Origin of the sequence: Gilliamella sp. A7 (genome assembly GCF_002142015.1) — a bacterium.
In the GTDB taxonomy this organism is placed as follows: domain Bacteria; phylum Pseudomonadota; class Gammaproteobacteria; order Enterobacterales; family Orbaceae; genus Gilliamella; species Gilliamella apis_A.
Map to the genome: position 1 here is coordinate 19,608 of NZ_NASN01000019.1, position 19,984 is coordinate 39,591.

Here is a 19,984-nt window from a genome sequence, read left to right on the forward strand (position 1 = left end):
CTCGCCAATAGTTAAGTTAATTATTTATTGAGTTAACTCAATTAAAAATAATCATTACCATGCACGAGGGATGAAGTCAAAGTCCCAAGAAACCTCGATTGGTTTAGACCAGAAACGACCTTCAACACCCGTTTCTTTATCTACATGCAATAAATAACCTTGTTTTTCAGGGTTATCGATTATGAATATAACTTTATATTTACCAGCACCATCTAACTTAATATTGTTACCATAGTGTGGGCCGTCTGATGCATTCATCGGCATAAAATTACCTTCGATAGTTTTGTTACTACCTTGTTTTTGAATTTTATATTTTACAGTTAAGTAAGGAACAAAATCACCTACACCAAAACCTAACTTATTACCTTCGGCAGCAGAAATATCAGCTTCGATATGCATATCTGACTTAGAAGCAGGTAAACCACCCATACCAGCAGGCTCCATATCTACAGGTTGGAAGTAAACCGCACCAATATGTAATGGACCAACAGTGACTTCTTCACCGATTGGAAACTCTTCAAAACCTTTTTCTTCACCTGGTGCTGGCGCAGCAGCATTTGCCATTGAAGAAAGTGCAAGTATTGACGAAATACCAGCAGAAATAATCAGTTTTTTCATTGAAAACTCCTTAATTTTTTTAACAACTTGTTCTACTCTTTAATAATTAGTCACTAAATTAATGACTAATCAATTACAAATTACTGCCAATGTTTTCATTACTATTCAAGTTTAAATTGCACTAAGAATAATAATATTATTTAATTTTTATGATATTTTTTGTAATACATAATAGAGAGTATTACGACAATCAGCATGGCCAACTGTGGCACCAATGTTTCAACCGTTGGGTAGATGCCTAACACCTCTACTGAATGGACAAAATCTACTGGAGTGACCGAAATAATATCCGCTTCTTGTAGCTCTTTCACACCACCGCCAGCAAAAGCTATCGCCATCAGATACATTAATGCACTGGTACAAATAAAAAATGGTTTAAGCGGTAATTTAACACTGCCAAATCGGATAACAACAAATACCAAAGTCAACACAATAGTACCAATACCTAACCCATACCAAACCATATCCATGTGCTCTTTAGCATCAGCTAACATAGCTTGATAAAATATGATCGTTTCCGCACCTTCACGAAATACAGCTAAAAAGGCAGCAAACCCTAATGCAAAACTGCTTCCTGTTGATACCGCGCTTTGTACCTTACCTTCAACATAATTTTTCCATGCTTTCGATTCTGACTTAGACAGCATCCAGTTACTTATGAAGAACAGTACCACTGTTGCAAGTAACATGGCAGCACCTTCCATAATTTCTTGATTGGCACCACTTAAGCCGACAATAGTATGCAAGGCGATAGCAGCTAACACGCTGGCAAACACCGCAAATAAACTGCTTAGATAGACGACTTTAAGCATTGGCTTATTATCTGAACGAACTAAATATGCAGAAATTGCCGCAATCACCAGTATCGCTTCTAATCCTTCACGGAAAATAATAATAAATGAGGCAAAGAAAACACTCCAGCCACTCTCTTTTTTACCATCTAACTCGTTAGCATCCTCGTGGAGCATTTTCAAAATAACATCAATCTCGGTTCGCACGACTTTGTTAGGTGCGCCTTGACTCATTAATCGTTTAATTTTAGCAAATTGGTATTCGGTATCTGTGCCACGTTTACCTGAAATATAAGACATTACTGCTCTTTCAACACCATGCTTTTCATAAAAACCAAAATAAGCATTGTTTACCCGAGCTTTGGCAGCCTCGCTGTCTTTCATGAAATAGATGTTATAAGCATCATTCAAAATGATATCCATCTCATCCACAATCGCATTCCAGCTAGCATATTTCTTTTCGGTTGCATAAGAAGGGGAACTGAAAATCGCTAAACTGGTAATCAGTAGTAACACTAAAGTTAAATACTTTTTCACTGCTTACTCCTTATTTTGCTAACAACATTATTCCTATTGGTTTGCTGTTTTCTGGCAATTGTAACGATTGACTAATAATCTCAGGCTTAATTGAATGGATGTAACGGGAGCTGAGTTTTAATGCCGCCGCAGACAAATAGACGTTTTGACTCATAGCACCAACGGCAATTTGACTAAAATCATTGGCTTTTTGTGCATCAAAATCATTGAGATTAGCACCATCAGCTACAAAAATAAAAATATACGGAGCTCGTTTAGTAAAATTTTGCATACCAATGTCAGCACGAATATCTTGCTTAGTTATCTCTCGAAGATAGTGTCCTTCCCATTCATATAAAAAGGCACCTTTATCGCTTGCTACATAGAGGCGAACATAAGGTTGCTTACCATTAGCCATTGGCACCGTCCAACCATTTTTACCTCGATTTAATCCTGTTGCCGACCAAAGCACGCTTGATAGTTCATCATCAGAAACCATGCCGGTTGGAAACCCACCGCCTGAAGTTGAAGCACGTTTTTTAAGACTATCAAATAACCCCATGCCATCTTTCATTTGTGGAGAAGGCAAAGTAATATCAGCATAACTTATTGATAAACAAAACAAAGACATTGACATAGCAATCGTAACATTGCGTAACCAGCACAACATGGCGTAGACCTTAATACATTTGCAAATATTTGCTAGCTATCTTATTGCGAATGCTGTCAATTATCAATAACAAACAATAATTATTATCAATAAGTTGAAATAAATTAAGTATGATAGATGACAAAGAATTTATAAGCATTGATTGTAATATATTTGTTAAGATATTTACCTATCAATTCGAATTTTTATTTTTCTGCTTATTGAGTATATACTGGGACAATTTTTAAATTTTAAAGTAAAAATGAGTATTGATTGTTATGCCATTATCGACGTTAGTTGTTTTACCACTTTTTATCTTAACCATTAGTTTAGCTTCGTTTTTTAAACAAAAAAAATGGCAATTATTCACCATCATTTTAATGACAGTTATTATTGTGATGGAGCTTACCTCAATTTATTTTAGTGGTGGATTTATTGATTATCAGTTTTATGTCAATCTGAACGTAAATGATATTATTGAAGGATTATTCATCTTTAAACTGCAAGCGCTATTGGTGATTGTGGTATTTTTGGGATTAGTGTTTATCCTCAGCAAATTAGCCAACTGGTTTCGCCATAAATATAAATTATACTGGCGATTACTATTAGTCGTCATTGCCGTTGCCTCAATTAGTTATCATAACGGCCCTATTAGTCGTGCTTATGAAATCTATCAAGTTACTTGCGCTCCAAAAGCAACTTTTGCCCAAGCATTACAAAACTTGAATATGAATGATTATATTGAAAAATCAAAACTTGATAGCCAAAAAGGCAAAAATATTATTGTGTTGTCATTAGAATCCTTCGAACAAGGATTTTTAGATTTTGCTGATATTACGCCAAATTTAAGACAACTCAGGCAACAATATACTTTCTTTGCTAATATGCCAATGAGTGCAGGTAGTACATGGACTACAGCCTCTATGTATACCTATATGACTGGCGTGCCATTTTTGATCGGAGAACACTCAACTTCACCATTAAAAGGTGCAAATACCACTCAATTGGTTACTTTAGGTGATGTGCTAAAACAAGCCGGTTATCAAACTCGCTATGTTATGGCAGGTCCGGAATTTGCAGGGATTGGCCATACCGCCGAAGTAATAGGCATGCAAGTCGTTTCAGAAAAAAATTATGTAGGTAAATATCCAAATGCGCCATTTGGATTGTATGATAAAGATATATTAGACATTGCTAAACAGCAAATACAAGAGTTGCAAAATGCCGACAAACCTTTTGCGCTATTTATCTCAACTGTCTCAACTCATGCTCCAAATGGTTTTAATGATGAGCGCATGACATCAGTAATCAGCCCAAAACAAGATAATATGTCCTTTGTGGCCGCTTCGCTCGATTATAATTTAGGGGAATTTATTAACCACCTAAAACAGCAAGGTATATTAGACAACACCGTATTTTACATCTTCCCCGACCATTTAATGATGGGAGCTGGTACCGAAACGGTGAAAAAGTTATCAGAAAAAGAGCGCAAACTCTACTTGTTAACCAATGCAAATGTTGATGATTTACAAAAATCACCTAATCAAAGTATTTATCAAATTGATTTACCTAGATTGATTCTAAATGGTGCACAAATTAAAACCAATGCAAAATTTTTAACCGATTACTTAAGCGAAGAACACGTTGATAAAAAACAATTTATCGAACAACATAAAGCAAACATTGCAACCTTAAATAATGCAGCTCAAAAGTAGTGTATAAATGACAATTGATTGTTTAATTTTAGTTATTACCATTAGTTGTTTAGGCATGATATCCCCAGGACCAGATTTTTTTCTGGTCTTAAAAAACAGCTTAAGTTATAACCGAAAAATGGCATTAATGACCTGTTTAGGGGTGATAAGCGCGATCGCCATTCATATGAGCTATTGTGTGGCAGGTATTGCGGTATTAATCACCGCCACCCCGTGGCTGTATAATGCCTTGCGTTATGCTGGCGCCACTTATTTGCTATGGATAGGTATTAAAGCGTTATTAGCTAAAAGTAGTGCTACCACTTATGTCAGCAAACAAACTCAACCAATTAATGTCACCGTAAAAGCGGCATTTATGCAAGGGCTATTATGTAACTTACTGAATCCGAAAGCGACACTGTTTTTTCTGGCTATTTTTACCCAACTACTCAATGCAAACTCAACTATAATGGACAAATTGCTTGTCGCATTTATTATTTGGTTTGAAGCCTTACTTTGGTGGCCGTTGGTAGTATTTATCTTTCAAACTCAAATCGTCCAGCGTCGTTATTTCAAACTTCAATTTATTATTGATAAATTATTGGGTGTAATATTGATCTTACTTGGGTTTAAAGTAGCGTTGGGATATTAATACTTCAAAAAAACCTTTCTTCAATTTTTTCTTGAAAAGAACGTTCTGTAATATTTAATCAGCCCATCAGCCCCTCAAGGACGGAAATAGATTTCCTACATATTTTATCTTTAACCTATAAAACTACTATATTACACTCATGCATTCAACGGCGTATCACGACAAGACCACTAAGTTTTAACGGCCCTATTTTTTCCTTTTTTCCACTCCTCGATCTTGAAAAAAGATATAATTGTTTAAGTGTGAAGTGTTAAGGAGTAACACAAATTCCGTAGGTTTCTCCCATTTCTGCATAGCGAAAAATGTATCCTGTATGGGAATTTACGGCATATGGTTTTCGATTACCATTTGGAATATCACTTGTCCAATAAAAGTTGAGACGGTCATCATGTTGCACAAAACGAGCACCTTTGTATTGTCCCATATACCCCCATTCCGAGAAAAAACCTGCTCCAATAATACGCTGGTACCAACCATTAGTTGACGCAGGTATGGCACCAATCGCACCTTGACAAAAAGATTGGTCTGGAATTTTCCCATCACAATTTGCATTAGTTAAATCCTTTATCTGAGGAATTCGATAACCTAGATCACCACATAAACTCTCAGTTCTACGATAATTGATACGTTCTTGATTGAGAGTTACGAACCATTGATTTAACTGAAAACCATATTTAATAACTGAGTTACCACTACTATCTTTACCCACTAGTTCAAAAATTTGAGGTAATGATATTAAAGATGTTTTGGCTGTATTTTTAGTAGGACCAGTAAGTGTAACACGAACACTTGTGTCTGATATGCTCGTCATAGTAGCTGTAATATCATTATGAGTAACGGGCTCCCAATATAAGGCTTGATAAATACCACCAATATCTAAATCAAAGTACAAATTATTAGCACCAGTTGTCGGAAAATTTAGATTGTAAGATGACGGATCATTAGACTGTGTAATAAAACCCTTTTGTTCATTCCACATAGTAGCGGGTCCACCAAAGTAGTGACCATAACTAGCAAGACTACCATATTCTAAGTTAGGTTTTGCAAAACAAACCACTGGATTTCCTTTAGGGCTTATGAAATAAGTCACATCACTCGCAATAAAATCACTTTTTTTAGGAACGCCATACAAAGTAGCTAAAGTACCGCCATCTGTTTTTAATATCATTTTATAAGGAGCTTTACAAATGGTGATCATTTCGTTACGAATGACAGGATTGTTATCTCTATCAGTGATAGATAAATATAAATTGCCTGTAGCAGTGACGCCATCATCACCGTCATCATCCCCCCAATAATTATACGGCTCACCAATAAGTGAATTTAACGAAATTGAATCAACATCGGCAGGAACCATTACGCCAATATCTGCGAAACTTTTAATAGCGGTTGGTAACTCAATAGGATTGGTTAGACTTGAGTTGTTAATAGATGGCGTATATTTAGTTTCATCAGAAAGGGATATCCCTAACAGATCTTCGGTATTCGAGACTCGTGTCCGACCACCGTCGAAAGTTAAATACGGCACACTACCATGAATAACATTCGATGTTTTAGATATTAATGCCTGGCTTGAATAGGAAGTTAAGCTCAATATACTAAGCAATAATATTAAAAAGATCTGTCGGGATAAAAAAGACCGACGAAAAGAACTCTCGGAAATTTGTGAAATTCGCTGAAAAAATAAATTGTGTAAAAAAAATGAACATAGGGAACTTAACTTTGCCAAATATAGATTATAGGTTGGCCTAGTTATCTTATTGAAAACTATAATATACACTCGTTAATCCCTTAACTTAATTCCATGTTTTTTTTAAAATTTTTTATCAACCAAAATATTAATCGATAAATTTATTTAAACGTATAAAGTTTTAAAAAGTATCCTTTCACCAACTATAATCGCTTAATTGTAAAGCTTTGTAAACCCCCTTAAAATTTAAGACTAAATTTGATTTTAAAATCAGAATGTTAACCTCCAAATTAATCGATCCTCAAAAACACAACTTAATTTATTTCTCTAATTTGAATTAATTTCAATGTTCTTATGTTTAAGATATTTTGAGCTTCAAAAACTCACTTTCAGCAATTTTTTTGCTATAAAAAAACTTTCTGAAATATTCTTTCACTAATTTTGTTTTTTTATTCTAAAAGCTTTTTGAATATTCAATTTTTAATTGTTAGACTATCTAACATAATCTGATTAAATATGATCATCAAATTGATTATAAATTTAATTTTTGTGTAAATTTAATTCAATAGGCAATAAAAAATGGATAAATTGTTACAATATGGTCGTGAACTTCTTGAACTTGAACTTCACGAAGCACAAAAGTTACCCGCCCGACTTGGTAAAGACTTTATAAGGGCATGCCAGTTCATCTTGTCCACCAAGGGAAAAGTGGTGGTGTCAGGTATTGGGAAATCAGGGCATATTGGAAAAAAAATTGCCGCTTCACTAGCTAGTACCGGTAGTCCGGCTTTTTTTATGCATCCATCAGAAGCGCTACACGGTGATTTAGGCATGGTAACCGAAAACGATGTGGTGATTTTGATCTCATATTCAGGCCGAGCAAAAGAGTTTCAATTTATTTTACCTATCCTTGCTGCCATGAATATTCCGGTTATCGCTATTACAGGTGGACTTGATTCGCCACTTGCAACAGCAGCACAAGCGGTATTAGACATTTCAATTGAAAAAGAAGCTTGCCCTATGGGACTTGCACCAACCTCAAGTTCAACCAATACATTATTAATGGGTGATGCATTGGCTATTGCCGTTATGCGTGCTCGTGGTTTTAAAGAAGAAGATTTTGCTCGTTCACATCCTGCAGGTAGTCTAGGTGCTAAATTGTTAAATCACGTAAAAGATATTATGCGAAAAGGAGATTTAATTCCTAAAGTTTCACAATCAGCAACAGTACTCGATGCGATGTTAGAATTAAGTCGAACAGGTGTGGGGTTAGTTGCAATATGCCAAGATGATAATAAAATTGTTGGCGTTTTTACTGATGGTGATTTGCGTCGATTACTATTAAAACATGGTACACTACAAGACAATATTATCGAAGTAATGACTAGCCCAGGCCATCAAATACCAGAAAATTGGAAAGCGGTCGAAGCCTTAAAAACGTTTAATGATCATAATATTACAGCTGCGCCAGTAGTCAATAATCAAGGTGAATTAGTTGGTGCACTTAATATTCATGATCTACACCAAGCAGGGATTAGTTAACTGATTAATAAATACCTGTTGCAAAATAGGGCTATCTATTGAGATAATTACCGACCTAAATTTTTGTCGTTAGACGGAGATCCAAGAAAGTTACACAGTTCAAAGGCAAAATGATGATAAAAATCAAGCAAATTGATACTGTGTTGTAAATTTTAACCAAAATTAATAGATGATGAAACTACAATGGCAGAAAAGCGAAATATCTTTCTAATTGGCCCAATGGGGGCAGGAAAAAGCACAATAGGCCGACAAATTGCACAACAGTTAGGCATGGAATTTTTTGACTCTGATCAAGAGATTGAAAAACGTACAGGTGCTGATATTGCATGGATCTTTGACTTAGAAGGTGAAGACGGATTCCGAGCCAGAGAAGAGAAAGTCATTAATGAACTGACTGAGAAACAAGGTGTAGTACTTGCTACTGGCGGCGGTTCAGTACTATCAAAAGAGACGCGTAATCGATTATCAGCTCGTGGCATTGTCGTTTATTTAGAAACGACTATTGAAAAACAAATGGCAAGAACTCAAAAGGATAAACGTCGTCCTTTATTACAAGGTGGCAATACTCCTCGCGAACTTTATGAAGAATTAGCTCAAGAACGAGATCCTCTTTATGAAGAGATTGCTGATATCACAATTAAAACCGATGAACAAAGTGCCAAAGGTGTTGCTGGATATATCATTGATAAAATAGAACAAATTTAAATCATTGATTTATAAACCATGGTTGGTTATAAGGCATTAAACCTGTTAATAGGTTAAGGAGTTAATATGCGTGTAGATAAAGATGATCGTTATATACCAGAACAATCCAATAAGCAGTCTACGCCCTCATTTAATATTGCCAATTTTTTTCAGCATTACTCGAAAAAGAAATTGATAATTATGGGGTTAACTATTGTTATTATTGTCTTATTAGTTAGCATAATGTTATTTCGTTCGTCAAAACCAAAAACACCTACACCACTAACACCACCAGAAATTAGCGGTGTTTCGGTAATGCAAGAATCTGAACCAACCATGACAGCGGCCAATAACGTTGCAACGACTACAACTCAAAGTCAAGCATCTAGCAATGTGCCAGTACCAATTACCAATGTTGATGGACAACAAGATAGTAGCAAATTGACTGGTAATAATGGTAGTAAACCAAATACACAGCGTTTACCAGATGGTAAATCTGAGTCACAAATTGGCCGTAACACTCATCAGGACAATAATTCACACAATAATGTGGATAATAGTGCTAAAGCAAATAATAACCCGACTAAAATTGACAAAATAAAGAATGATCAGTTTTCGATTCAGCTTAGTTCATCAACATCAGTTGAAGGTCTAAAAAAATTGGTAAAAGAACATAATCTAACTGATTACCAAATTTATGAAACTAAACGAAATAATGCCAAATGGTTTATTTTAGTTAAAGGTACATATAATTCTGCTGATGAAGCCAGAAAAGCAATCCAGTCGTTACCAAATGCACTACAGCAAGATAAACCTTGGGTTAAATCTGGCGCAACAATTAATAAAGAAAAATCGGCAAAATAGTAAAGGATATTGTTCATATATCCTACCAATGACAAAATAGGAGTTTCCGTTGAAGAAGCGACGAGCCTTTTTAAAGTGGGCTGGAGGAAAATATGAGCTTGTAGACACTATAAAACGGTATCTACCGGAAGGTGAACAACTCATTGAGCCCTTTGTAGGTGCTGGTTCCGTTTTTTTAAATACTAACTTCAAAAGTTATATTTTAGCTGATATCAATCAAGATCTAATTGCGCTATTTAAGCTATTACAATCCCATCCGGAGCAGTTTATTAGTGATCTTAAATTACTATTTAATGATCAAAATAATCAGGCTGAAGCATTTTATCAACTACGTGATGTGTTTAATCATAGTAAAGATCAATATTTACGTTCGCTTTTATTTGTCTATTTAAATCGTCACTGCTACAACGGTCTTTGTCGTTATAATAATAGTGGTTTATTTAATGTGCCATTTGGCCGTTACAAGACTATTTATTTCCCGGAAAGGGAACTCTATTTCTTTGCCAAAAAGGCACAAAATGCCGAGTTTGTCTGTACGCCTTATCATAAAGCGATGAAGATGGCGAAACGTAACTCCGTTATTTATTGTGATCCACCTTATCTATCACCTAATGAAACAGCAGGTTTTACCGCCTACTATTCTAATAACTTTGGGTTTGACGAACATCAAAGGTTATCACAATTAGCAGAGCAAATTGCCTATAAAAAAGAGATTCCTGTTCTGGTATCAAATCATGATACTCACTATACCAGAACATTATATAGTAAAGCGCGCCATCTTTACCGAGCAGAAATGCGGCGCTCAATTAGTTGCGCAGGCGAAGGACGCAAAAAAATTGATGAAATATTAGCCTTATACCAAAAATCCTAAGCTATTTTAAAGTATAAAGCGTTATGAGTAGAGGTATGTTATGAATGAATTTATTATTGCACCATCAATACTATCCGCCGATTTCGCACGTCTTGGTGAAGATACCCAAAAAGTATTAGATGCCGGTGCGGATGTTGTCCATTTTGATGTAATGGATAATCATTTTGTACCCAATTTAACGATGGGTAGTATGTTTTGTAAGGCGCTTCGTGATTATGGTATTACTGCCCCAATTGATGTCCATCTTATGGTTTCTCCAGTTGAAGAGTTAATTACCTCATTTGCCAAAGCTGGTGCAACAAACATATCTATTCATCCTGAAGCGACAATTCATCTAGATCGTTCATTACAATTAATTAAAGATCTTGGTTGCAGTGCCGGTATCGTGCTTAATCCAGCAACGCCACTTGACCATTTAGACTATGTAATGGATAAAGTTGATATTATTTTATTGATGGGTGTTAACCCGGGTTTTGGTGGACAATCATTCATCCCAGCAACGCTTAAAAAATTGCAGCAAGTTAAACAGCGCATTATTGATTCAGGTAAAAATATTCGTTTAGAAATTGATGGCGGTGTAAAAGTAGATAATATTGCCGAAATTGCCAAAGCCGGAGCCGATATGTTTGTAGCTGGTTCAGCGATATTTGGTCAACCTGACTATAAAACGGTAATTGATGCAATGCGTAAAGAGTTAGCAGGAGTAAAACATGGCTAAATTAGATGAAATTCAAGCTATCGCTTTTGATTTAGATGGAACATTAGTAGATAGCGTACCCGGACTTGCTTTAGCAACTCAGAAAATGTTGGCAGATTTAAACTTACCAACTGTTACCAATGAACAAGTTAAAAACTGGGTAGGTAATGGTATTGATGTGATGCTTGAACGCGTTTTCAAAGCCATTGATATTAATCCGGCAAAGGAATATTTTGCTAAAGCTAAACAAATATTTAGTCAGCATTATGATAAGGTTATGGATGAACAGACAACACTGTTTCCTCATGTAAAACAAACCTTAAAAACTCTTTATGAAAATCATTACCCTTTAGCTCTTGTAACTAATAAACCGGCACAATTTTTACCGGGATTATTAAGCTCATTAGGAATCAAAGAGTATTTTTCATTAGTACTCGGCGGTGGTGATGTAATTAAATTAAAACCACACCCTGCTCCGCTTTATCAAGTCATGGCAACATTTGGATTATACAATGATCAGTTATTATTTGTTGGTGATTCGAAAAATGATATTACCGCAGCCAAAAATGCTAATTGCCCTACTGTTGCGTTAAGTTATGGTTATAATTATGGCGAATCAATTGCAACAAGTGAACCCGATTTTTTATTTGATGATTTTCAAGATATATTAACCCTATTACCTCAGCCAAAAGCTGATGCAAAAAAATAATAAGTTTAAATTAGGAATAAATTATGAGTAAACCAATTGTATTTAGTGGCGCTCAGCCATCAGGAGAACTAACATTAGGCAACTATTTAGGTGCTTTAAAGAATTGGGTGTCTTTACAAAATGAATATGATTGCGTTTATTGTATCGTCAATCAACATGCGATCACGGTACGCCAAGATCCTAATAAGTTACGTAAAGCAACACTTGATACATTAGCACTTTATCTAGCCTGTGGTATTGATCCACAAAAAAGTACTATTTTTGTGCAATCCCATGTGCCTGCACATGCTGAATTAGGTTGGGCATTAAACTGTTATACCTATTTTGGTGAACTTAGTCGTATGACACAATTTAAAGATAAATCTTCTCGTCATTCAGAAAATATAAATGCTGGGCTTTTTGATTATCCAGTGTTAATGGCTGCCGATATTTTGTTATATCAAGCTAATTTAGTTCCCGTTGGTGATGACCAAAAACAACATCTTGAACTTTCTCGCGATATTGCTATGCGTTTTAATGCCCTTTATGGCGATATATTTACTGTTCCGGAACCATTTATTGCTAAAGTTGGCGCACGGGTTATGTCGTTACAAGATCCTAGCAAAAAAATGTCTAAATCAGATGAAAATCGCAATAATGTTATTGGTTTACTTGAAAATCCAAAAGATGTTGAGAAGAAAATTAAACGGGCAATGACCGATTCTGATGAACCACCAGTCGTACGTTATGATTTAAAAAATAAAGCGGGTGTATCAAATCTGTTAGATATCTTAACCGGTATTACGGGTAAACCTATTGCTGAACTTGAGAAAGAATTCGAAGGTAAAATGTACGGCCATCTAAAAACTGAGGTCGCAAATCAAGTTATTGATATGTTAACTGGTTTACAAGCGAAATATCATCAGTATCGTGATGATGAAAATTATCTTCTGAAAATTATGCAAGAAGGTGCACAAAAAGCTCGTGCAAAAGCAGAGCCAACGTTGAAAAAAGTTTATGACGCAATTGGTTTTGTATAGTTAACCGTAAAACTAGATTGCAATTAACGCTAAACAATATCAATTGGCTTTAATGACTAAAAGCATTATCGTTTTTATTAATGATAAATGCCGTTGAAGCCTTTTTGATTATCATAGGTTAGTTATGAAAATTATCATTCTTGGTGCAGGTCAAACAGGTAGTGCTCTTGCCGAATATCTGGTTACTGAAAAACAGAACGATGTGACAGTTGTAGATGAAGATCATGACAAGTTGCAATCATTGCAAGAACGTTTTGATTTACAAGTTATTTGTGGAAAATCATCTTATCCACAAGTATTAGAAAGTGCTGGTGCAGAATCTGCCGACATGTTAGTCGCTGTTACCAATTCAGATGAAGTCAATATGATGGCTTGTCAAATTGGGCATGTAATGTTCAATATCCCTCAAAAAGTAGCACGAATTCGGGCGCCTGAATATAATGATGAAAGATACTCGTTTTTTAATAAAGATTGTATTAACATCGATCATATTATTGCCCCAGAAAATCTAATTACCAATCATATCAGCCAGCTAGTGCAATATCCTGGCGCACTACAATTTGCCTCATTTTATGATAATCGAGTCTGCTTAGTTGCCGTCACAGCTTACTACGGTGGTGCATTGGTGGGTAGTGAATTATCAGAGCTAAAAGAACATTTACCTCATGTTGAAGCTCGGGTGGTGGCTATTTATCGTAAAAATCGTTTTATTCGTCCGATTGGTTCAACCTTGATTGAAGCTGGGGATATGGTTTACTTTATTACCCCACCGCTTAACATCAAAGCGGTAACCAGTGAATTACAACGGTTAGAAAAGCCTTATAAACGAATAATCATTAGTGGTGGTGGCGGCATTGCTGTTGCTTTAGCTAAGCGATTAGAAAACGATTATCAAGTTAAATTGATTGAACGTAATGCCGAAAAAGCAGAATTAATTGCCGAGCAGTTAGTTAATACTACCGTATTACATGGTGAATCATCGGATCAAGAGCTATTATCGCAAGAACAAGTGGAACTTACCGACCTTTTTGTTGCAGTAACGAGTGATGATGAATCAAATATTATGTCGTCAATGCTTGCCAAAAGAATGGGAGCAAAAAAAGTCATCGTACTTATTCAACGACAAGCTTATTTAGAGTTAATAAACGATAGTGTGATTGATATTGCCATTTCACCACAACATGCCACTATTTCAGAATTACTTAGTCATGTAAGGCAAAATGGCGTAGTAAAAGTTGTCTCACTACGGCAGGGTGAATCGGAAATTGTCGAAGTGATTGTTCGTGGTGATACTGAAAATTCTAAATTAGTAGGTAAAAATATTAACAGTCTAAAATTACCTTCAGGGGCTACTATTGGTGCTGTAGTGCGTGGTGAAGATGTGATTATTGTTAATACCGATTTAATGATCGAAGATGGTGATCATTTAATCATTTTCTTACCAGATAGACGATCTATTAGCGATATCGAAAGATTATTACAATAGCTTGTATAAAATATAAACTCAGTACATAATAAAACTGTTTTTATTAATTGTTTTTTGACTCGGGGTGTTTTTTGTTACTACAAAAAACTGAGATTTTACCCGTTGAACCTGATCTGGCTCATACCAGCGTAGGGAAGTCTTCGTCTTAATTATCCGTTTTGACACATTCTTCCCTTAATATCAATAATAAATAAGGAAAGAATATGTCTACCATTCAGTTATTTCAAAACAATGATGCCATTCCCTTTATTGAACAAGTTAAACAAAAACGACCATTAGTCCATTGCATTACCAATGATGTTGTACAGAATTTTACCGCCAATGTCTTATTAGCCATTGGTGCTTCGCCAGCAATGGTCGTTGCGAAACAAGAAGTTGAGGACTTTGTAACTATTGCTAGTAGTTTATTAATTAATATTGGTACCATTGATGAGCACAGTGCAAATAGTATGTTGTTAGCTGCAGCAAAAGCTGAACAAACACAGACACCATGGGTACTGGATCCTGTAGCGGTTGGTGCGGCACTTAAATATCGCACTGAAGTTGCCAAACAATTGATAACTTTTAGACCAAGTGTTATTCGAGGAAATGCCTCTGAAATTCTCGCATTGAGTGGTCAACAATCATCATCGAAAGGGCCTGATGGACTTGACTCTACCGATTCCGCATTAAATGCAGCAATACTATTAGCAAAAAAATATCAAACCATTGTCGCAATAACAGGTGAGATAGATTATGTCACAGATGGTGAACAAATTTATAGCATTGTCGGTGGCGATATCGCTTTAACTAGAGTAACCGGCACCGGCTGTTCGTTATCTGCGATGGTAGCAGCATTTATTGCAACCACTAGTGATCGTTTAACCGCTACCGCAACAGCTTGTTTTATGATGAAAAAAGCAGGACAGCTCGCTAATAAACAGCAAGGGTTAGGTAGTTTCGCCATTGCGGTTATTGATCATCTTTCACGATTCAATCAAAACTAAAAATAAGGATGTTTGATGAAAAAGCAACTTGATTTAACTCTCTATTTAGTCCTCGATCCGTTATTATGTGGCGGTATAGATGGCATGGTCACTACTACCAAAATTGCCGTTGAGAATGGTGTTACCGCAGTGCAACTACGTTCAGAACAAGAATACTCTGGTAAAAATTGGTATGACGCCGCACAAGCGCTCAAAGAAGTGTTAAGTCGTACCCAAGTTCCGCTATTTATCAATGACCATGTTGATATTGCTTTAGCCATTGATGCCGATGGTGTGCATATAGGACAAAGCGATCTACCGGTCGACGTTACTCGACGCTTAATTGGCACAGACAAATGGTTAGGACTTTCAGTTTCAAATCGATCACAACTAGAGAATGTTCCTTGGCATTTAGTTGATTATCTTGGCATAGGGCCTATCTATCCAACCGCAACCAAAAAGGATGCCGCAGCTGCGACTGGCATTGCTCAATTGAAAGAACTGGTTAAAGCGAAACAATGCCCTGCCGTAGCGATCGGTGGTATCGGCGTGAATAATTTAACCGAAGTAATCCAAACTGGCATTGAAGGTATTGCCGTTGTGTCGGCAATATGCGGACAAGCTAATCTTGCCAAAGCGACATCCGACCTAATCAGTAAAATAAAACTGGCAAAATAGGAAACCAAATCATGACAACAGTTGCATTAACAATAGCAGGCAGTGACCCTAGTGGTGGCGCAGGTATTCAAGCTGACTTAAAAGCATTTTCAGCACTTGGTGCTTATGGTATGTCAGTGATCACCGCATTAACCGCACAAAGTACACAAGGCGTTAATGGTGTACATGCCATTCCCTCTGAATTTATTGAAGCACAGTTTAATACGCTGTATCAAGATATCTACATTGATAGTGTTAAAATTGGCATGCTAATGAATAAAGAGATTGTTACTACGGTTCATCAGCTATTAAACAATCATCCTATTGCCAATATTGTGCTTGATACCGTAATGATTGCTAAAGGCGGACATCCATTGTTAAAAGCTGATGCCATTTCTGCTATTCGAGAGCTATTATTACCGTTAGCTACCATCATTACCCCTAACCTTCCCGAAGCTGCTGCTTTGCTTGATTGTCAGGAGGCTAAAAACGAAGATGAAATGCAACGACAAGGTTATGAGTTACTAAAATTAGGCTGTCAGGCAGTATTAATGAAAGGTGGACATTTGCCAAGTCAAGAAAGTCCTGATTATCTAATCACTGACAATAAAATTATCAGAATGACTTCACCGAGAATCGCCACTAAAAATACCCATGGTACAGGTTGCACACTCTCTGCGGCAATTGCAGCATTGTTACCGAAACATAATCTTGAAGAAGCGGTTAAACAAGCCAAAAACTACCTACAAGGAGCTATTGAACATGCAGATAGTTTGAAAATTGGTAAAGGAATTGGACCTACTCACCATTTTTATCAATGGTGGTAACTACAAATATTCAATTTTAGTAACTAACTATTTATTTTGCTAAAAATTTTATAGAAAATAGTAATAAAAATGTAATTAAATAAATTACTAATTAAGTTGTGTTTTAAATGAGATAATGTATTTTGAAACAATTTTAAATTAATTTTTAATAAGAATTAATTTATACTCTGATAAACATTGCAGGAATATTAAATGGAATTAAAAGATTATAATAATATGGTTTATATAAAATATCTTATCGCTGTTGTTTTGTTTTTCCCTTGTTTGGTATTAGCAATTGACTTAGATGTTCTTAAGGCAAATATCGATAAATATGATGTCGAATTAAATTTTAAAGATGGCGGTGATCTCGATATTATTATTGAGAATGAAGAAATTAACAACATAGAGTTATTACAAAAAAGATCGACTGTTGATTTTTACTTTAAAATTTTACTTTCCTATAAAAAAAGTCAAGGATTGAAACCAACTAGTATAAATATTTATAGTAAGAAAAGTGGTCAATTACTTCAAACTATAACTAATTTACAAGGAATCGACTGGTTAATATCAGGAATTGAATCTGACTATTTTAAAGCAAATATTGATAAATATGATGTCGATTTAGATTTTCATGATTATGATTATATTTCTTTTCCTATTAAGAATGAAGAAATTAACAATATAGAGTTATTACAAAAAAGATCGACAGATGATTTTTATTTTAAAATGATACTTTCCTATAAAAAAGGTCAAGGATTGAAACCAACAGGTTTAAATATTTATAGTAAAAAAAATGACCAATTATTTCAAACTATCAATAATTTAGAAGGATTTGACTTTTTGGGTGAATATTCAGTAGGTGCGGTTAACCATATAGATGATAGCTATCGTTTTGCACCAGATTTTTTTGATCACAATGGCATAGAAATAGACTACAATTTTGATGGTAATTATAATGATTTTTATATAGCCAGAGCCGTTGATGATATGGAAGATGGACCTATCATTTATCGGTACTATTCTTATGATGAGAAGAAAAAAGAGTTTATTTATCTCAATTTAGATGGTCGTTACATCGATTTTGATCCCAGCAAAAAAATAGCAAAAAGGAAAAAAATTTGCGAAATAAATAACTATTCTGCAGTTATTTTAAATGAAACCTATCGGTTTATACCAAAAAATGGCAATTATACTTTAACAAATTCAGCCTGTATTTATAAAGAATACCAATTTTTTAGAAATTATGAGGGCAAAGATCCTAAAGTTTCCCGTCAATGTTCTCAGAAAGAAATGAATTTCTGTATTAACGAAAATGAACTTGATAAAGATTTTGATTAATTGCTGCTTAAATATAACTGTGAACTCACTACATTTTGATGAGCTACTTAAGACTAAAATGTTTGGTAAAAGTTTTTTATAAGCTATAAATATCAACCTGAATTCACTTTTTATAAATACGAAAGACAAGCAAATGTTTTTTAGGTGAAGGATATACTAAATTGACACATAGATATACTTCATCAACAATCCAAGTCGATGAAGTATACAAAAACTGTTAATAGATGATTTGATAAAAATACTCTCTAAGCTTTAGGCGATAATCATAATCGTCTAAAATTTAATAACGCTAAATACTGTTAATAAGCAATACCGACAAACTCAAATCCCGCTTCATTAATTGCCGCAATTGCCGCTTCTTGCGAGATAGTACCTCCGTCAATATCAACTTCATGCTTAGCTAAATCAACAGTAACTTTCGCCTTAGGATCAATATCATTAATTGCTTTAGTGATGGTTTTAACACAATGTTGGCAACTCATATTATCAACTATTAATTTCATCATTACCCCCTTTTGGTTATTAAATAGTTCCAGATGGTTATGCAGCAAAATTAGGGTATTCCCTAACTGAAATAAAAATGCTTGCTAAGTATAATAATTATATTACGCTAATAAGCCGACAAAAAAAATAAATTTTGTATTCAACAAAATGGATATAAGCTAGGGTTGATAAATATTGATTGGAATTATAATCGTTGGGAAAAGCAAATTGATGATTTCCATCCTAAACCTTAATCTTTTGAATTATGCTAGTAAATAAACTTAAAACTAGCAAATTATGGCCGATTAGGCTATCGCATATTTTAGCAAATGGAATTGAGAATGAATAATAAAGTGAAACAATCAAAGTTGAAAATATTATTGGCAATCAGCATTATTATGGCTATTGGTAGTTATTTTTTATATTTTCATCATTTATTTAAACAAGATAGAGACTTTGGTTTTGTTGATACAGAAAATATAACCATGGACTATACTATTTACCCGTCAACCATTCCTGAAAACCAATTATTACGTATAAAAGAAGCTGAGAAGCTATATCATCAAGCATTCGACGATCAAATATTTTATACTGTTAGAGATCCTGATAAATTAGTGAAATTTATTAAGCATGCTTGGCAGTGGGATAAAAATGCAATGCCCTATTATTATGATCTTCTTCATTGGCATGACTTCTATGATGAAAATAAGGAAGAAGGTATGATGTCATTTACTGAATTTATGAAAAAATATCGTCATCAGTTAGTTGATAATACTGGCAAACCGTTAGTTGAACCAGTGGTATTTAAAAAACCGGATATGAATATTTATTTACGGAATAAATTCGCTGATTTGAAATACCCAAAATTTGCTTACGAAAAGGGGTGGGAATTTAGTCCATGTACAGGCAATAATAATGAAGAATATCTTCCATGCACTGATGAACAATTAAAAGAGAGTATTAAATATTTCACTTATGCTTTAGAAGATGGTTATCACTGCTATGAGCATTTGACTGCACGAATGCTGTTTCAAGAGGGCTATCATTATAAAGATAACGATTTTAAAAAAATTAATAAATTAACCGAATATCGTAAATCATTGACTCCAGAAGATTTAAAACAGGCAATTGATTATACCGAAATAATGGCTGAGCATAGCTCAATTATTGGTATATTAAGGGTCACTGAAGCCTATTTATATGGTTTAGGGCGTGAGCAAGATCTCGTAAAAGCCTATGCATGGACTCTA

20 protein-coding genes and 1 riboswitch are annotated in these 19,984 nt (G+C 34.9%); of the genes, 15 read left to right on the forward strand and 5 right to left on the reverse strand.

The genetic code is table 11. The annotated features are described in order from the left end of the window. Positions 1-54: 54 nt before the first annotated feature. The 3 genes from B6D18_RS06625 to B6D18_RS06635 all read right to left on the reverse strand — a co-directional run bounded on the left by B6D18_RS06625 (position 55) and on the right by B6D18_RS06635 (position 2,595). Complete coding sequence (locus B6D18_RS06625; protein ID WP_086363726.1) at positions 55-618, reverse strand: iron transporter; 564 nt, start codon at positions 616-618, stop codon at positions 55-57. Positions 619-758: 140 nt separating this feature from the next. Beyond that, a complete protein-coding gene (locus B6D18_RS06630) occupies positions 759-1,946 on the reverse strand; it encodes an FTR1 family protein (RefSeq protein ID WP_216818886.1) in 1,188 nt (395 codons plus the stop codon). A gap of 10 nt (positions 1,947-1,956) precedes the next feature. Beyond that, positions 1,957-2,595 (reverse strand): nitroreductase family protein, encoded by a 639-nt coding sequence (locus B6D18_RS06635; RefSeq protein WP_086363727.1) that lies wholly within the window; start codon positions 2,593-2,595, stop codon positions 1,957-1,959. Between the two features lie 257 nt (positions 2,596-2,852). Here B6D18_RS06635 and B6D18_RS06640 point away from each other — a divergent pair, with 257 nt between their 5' ends. Together B6D18_RS06640 and B6D18_RS06645 are read left to right on the forward strand one after the other, a co-directional pair. Further along, a complete protein-coding gene (locus tag B6D18_RS06640) occupies positions 2,853-4,289 on the forward strand; it encodes an LTA synthase family protein (RefSeq protein WP_086363728.1) in 1,437 nt (478 codons plus the stop codon). Positions 4,290-4,296: 7 nt separating this feature from the next. Further along, entirely contained in the window at positions 4,297-4,920 is a 624-nt protein-coding gene (locus tag B6D18_RS06645; protein ID WP_086363729.1) for a LysE family transporter, read from the forward strand. A gap of 250 nt (positions 4,921-5,170) precedes the next feature. On the opposite strand, the gene B6D18_RS06650 is transcribed toward B6D18_RS06645, so the two are convergent. Next, the gene (locus B6D18_RS06650) at positions 5,171-6,448 is read right to left on the reverse strand and encodes a hypothetical protein (protein ID WP_086363730.1); all 1,278 of its coding nucleotides are present in this window, start codon (positions 6,446-6,448) and stop codon (positions 5,171-5,173) included. A 741-nt stretch (positions 6,449-7,189) separates the two neighbouring features. Between B6D18_RS06650 and gutQ the strand changes: the two genes are divergently transcribed. The 12 genes from gutQ to B6D18_RS06710 all read left to right on the forward strand — a co-directional run bounded on the left by gutQ (position 7,190) and on the right by B6D18_RS06710 (position 18,251). Next, positions 7,190-8,152, forward strand: a complete 963-nt coding sequence (gutQ, locus tag B6D18_RS06655; protein ID WP_086363731.1) for an arabinose-5-phosphate isomerase GutQ — start codon at positions 7,190-7,192, stop codon at positions 8,150-8,152. A gap of 183 nt (positions 8,153-8,335) precedes the next feature. Then, positions 8,336-8,857 (forward strand): shikimate kinase AroK, encoded by a 522-nt coding sequence (aroK, locus tag B6D18_RS06660; protein WP_034901329.1) that lies wholly within the window; start codon positions 8,336-8,338, stop codon positions 8,855-8,857. 66 nt (positions 8,858-8,923) lie between these two features. Beyond that, complete coding sequence (locus B6D18_RS06665) at positions 8,924-9,700, forward strand: SPOR domain-containing protein (RefSeq protein ID WP_086363732.1); 777 nt, start codon at positions 8,924-8,926, stop codon at positions 9,698-9,700. A gap of 49 nt (positions 9,701-9,749) precedes the next feature. After that, a complete protein-coding gene (locus tag B6D18_RS06670) occupies positions 9,750-10,571 on the forward strand; it encodes a Dam family site-specific DNA-(adenine-N6)-methyltransferase (RefSeq protein ID WP_086363733.1) in 822 nt (273 codons plus the stop codon). Between the two features lie 40 nt (positions 10,572-10,611). Next, on the forward strand, positions 10,612-11,289 hold the full coding sequence (rpe, locus tag B6D18_RS06675; protein WP_086363734.1) for a ribulose-phosphate 3-epimerase: 678 nt from the start codon (positions 10,612-10,614) through the stop codon (positions 11,287-11,289). Continuing rightward, on the forward strand, positions 11,282-11,977 hold the full coding sequence (locus tag B6D18_RS06680; protein ID WP_086363735.1) for a phosphoglycolate phosphatase: 696 nt from the start codon (positions 11,282-11,284) through the stop codon (positions 11,975-11,977). The genes rpe and B6D18_RS06680 overlap by 8 nt, the downstream gene beginning before the upstream one ends. A 23-nt stretch (positions 11,978-12,000) precedes the next feature. Next, complete coding sequence (gene trpS / locus B6D18_RS06685) at positions 12,001-12,996, forward strand: tryptophan--tRNA ligase (RefSeq protein ID WP_086363736.1); 996 nt, start codon at positions 12,001-12,003, stop codon at positions 12,994-12,996. 124 nt (positions 12,997-13,120) lie between these two features. Beyond that, on the forward strand, positions 13,121-14,482 hold the full coding sequence (gene trkA, locus B6D18_RS06690; RefSeq protein ID WP_086363737.1) for a Trk system potassium transporter TrkA: 1,362 nt from the start codon (positions 13,121-13,123) through the stop codon (positions 14,480-14,482). 50 nt (positions 14,483-14,532) lie between these two features. Beyond that, a riboswitch (TPP riboswitch) is annotated at positions 14,533-14,634 on the forward strand. A gap of 60 nt (positions 14,635-14,694) precedes the next feature. Further along, a complete protein-coding gene (thiM, locus tag B6D18_RS06695) occupies positions 14,695-15,468 on the forward strand; it encodes a hydroxyethylthiazole kinase (protein ID WP_371328880.1) in 774 nt (257 codons plus the stop codon). Positions 15,469-15,483: 15 nt separating this feature from the next. Further along, complete coding sequence (gene thiE, locus B6D18_RS06700; RefSeq protein WP_086363739.1) at positions 15,484-16,125, forward strand: thiamine phosphate synthase; 642 nt, start codon at positions 15,484-15,486, stop codon at positions 16,123-16,125. Positions 16,126-16,136: 11 nt separating this feature from the next. Continuing rightward, positions 16,137-16,931 carry a bifunctional hydroxymethylpyrimidine kinase/phosphomethylpyrimidine kinase gene (gene thiD, locus B6D18_RS06705; RefSeq protein ID WP_086363740.1) on the forward strand — a complete coding sequence of 265 codons (795 nt, stop codon included), beginning with the start codon at positions 16,137-16,139 and terminating at the stop codon, positions 16,929-16,931. Between the two features lie 192 nt (positions 16,932-17,123). Beyond that, a complete protein-coding gene (locus B6D18_RS06710; protein ID WP_086363741.1) occupies positions 17,124-18,251 on the forward strand; it encodes a hypothetical protein in 1,128 nt (375 codons plus the stop codon). Between the two features lie 299 nt (positions 18,252-18,550). On the opposite strand, the gene B6D18_RS06715 is transcribed toward B6D18_RS06710, so the two are convergent. Next, positions 18,551-18,757 (reverse strand): heavy-metal-associated domain-containing protein, encoded by a 207-nt coding sequence (locus B6D18_RS06715; RefSeq protein ID WP_065614003.1) that lies wholly within the window; start codon positions 18,755-18,757, stop codon positions 18,551-18,553. A gap of 318 nt (positions 18,758-19,075) precedes the next feature. Between B6D18_RS06715 and B6D18_RS06720 the strand changes: the two genes are divergently transcribed. Further along, positions 19,076-19,984: sel1 repeat family protein (locus tag B6D18_RS06720; RefSeq protein WP_144063960.1), on the forward strand; the 909-nt coding region annotated here is incomplete at its 3' end.

Excerpts from the sequence above, each read along its gene's own strand:
- B6D18_RS06625 (WP_086363726.1), bottom strand. The coding sequence starts at position 618 with ATGAAAAAACTGATTATTTCTGCTGGTATTTCGTCAATACTTGCACTT.
- B6D18_RS06635 (WP_086363727.1), bottom strand. The coding sequence starts at position 2,595 with ATGTTGTGCTGGTTACGCAATGTTACGATTGCTATGTCAATGTCTTTG.
- B6D18_RS06640 (WP_086363728.1), top strand. The coding sequence starts at position 2,853 with ATGCCATTATCGACGTTAGTTGTTTTACCACTTTTTATCTTAACCATT.
- B6D18_RS06645 (WP_086363729.1), top strand. The coding sequence starts at position 4,297 with ATGACAATTGATTGTTTAATTTTAGTTATTACCATTAGTTGTTTAGGC.
- gutQ (WP_086363731.1), top strand. The coding sequence starts at position 7,190 with ATGGATAAATTGTTACAATATGGTCGTGAACTTCTTGAACTTGAACTT.
- aroK (WP_034901329.1), top strand. The coding sequence starts at position 8,336 with ATGGCAGAAAAGCGAAATATCTTTCTAATTGGCCCAATGGGGGCAGGA.
- B6D18_RS06665 (WP_086363732.1), top strand. The coding sequence starts at position 8,924 with ATGCGTGTAGATAAAGATGATCGTTATATACCAGAACAATCCAATAAG.
- rpe (WP_086363734.1), top strand. The coding sequence starts at position 10,612 with ATGAATGAATTTATTATTGCACCATCAATACTATCCGCCGATTTCGCA.
- B6D18_RS06680 (WP_086363735.1), top strand. The coding sequence starts at position 11,282 with ATGGCTAAATTAGATGAAATTCAAGCTATCGCTTTTGATTTAGATGGA.
- trpS (WP_086363736.1), top strand. The coding sequence starts at position 12,001 with ATGAGTAAACCAATTGTATTTAGTGGCGCTCAGCCATCAGGAGAACTA.
- trkA (WP_086363737.1), top strand. The coding sequence starts at position 13,121 with ATGAAAATTATCATTCTTGGTGCAGGTCAAACAGGTAGTGCTCTTGCC.
- thiE (WP_086363739.1), top strand. The coding sequence starts at position 15,484 with ATGAAAAAGCAACTTGATTTAACTCTCTATTTAGTCCTCGATCCGTTA.
- thiD (WP_086363740.1), top strand. The coding sequence starts at position 16,137 with ATGACAACAGTTGCATTAACAATAGCAGGCAGTGACCCTAGTGGTGGC.
- B6D18_RS06710 (WP_086363741.1), top strand. The coding sequence starts at position 17,124 with ATGGAATTAAAAGATTATAATAATATGGTTTATATAAAATATCTTATC.
- B6D18_RS06715 (WP_065614003.1), bottom strand. The coding sequence starts at position 18,757 with ATGATGAAATTAATAGTTGATAATATGAGTTGCCAACATTGTGTTAAA.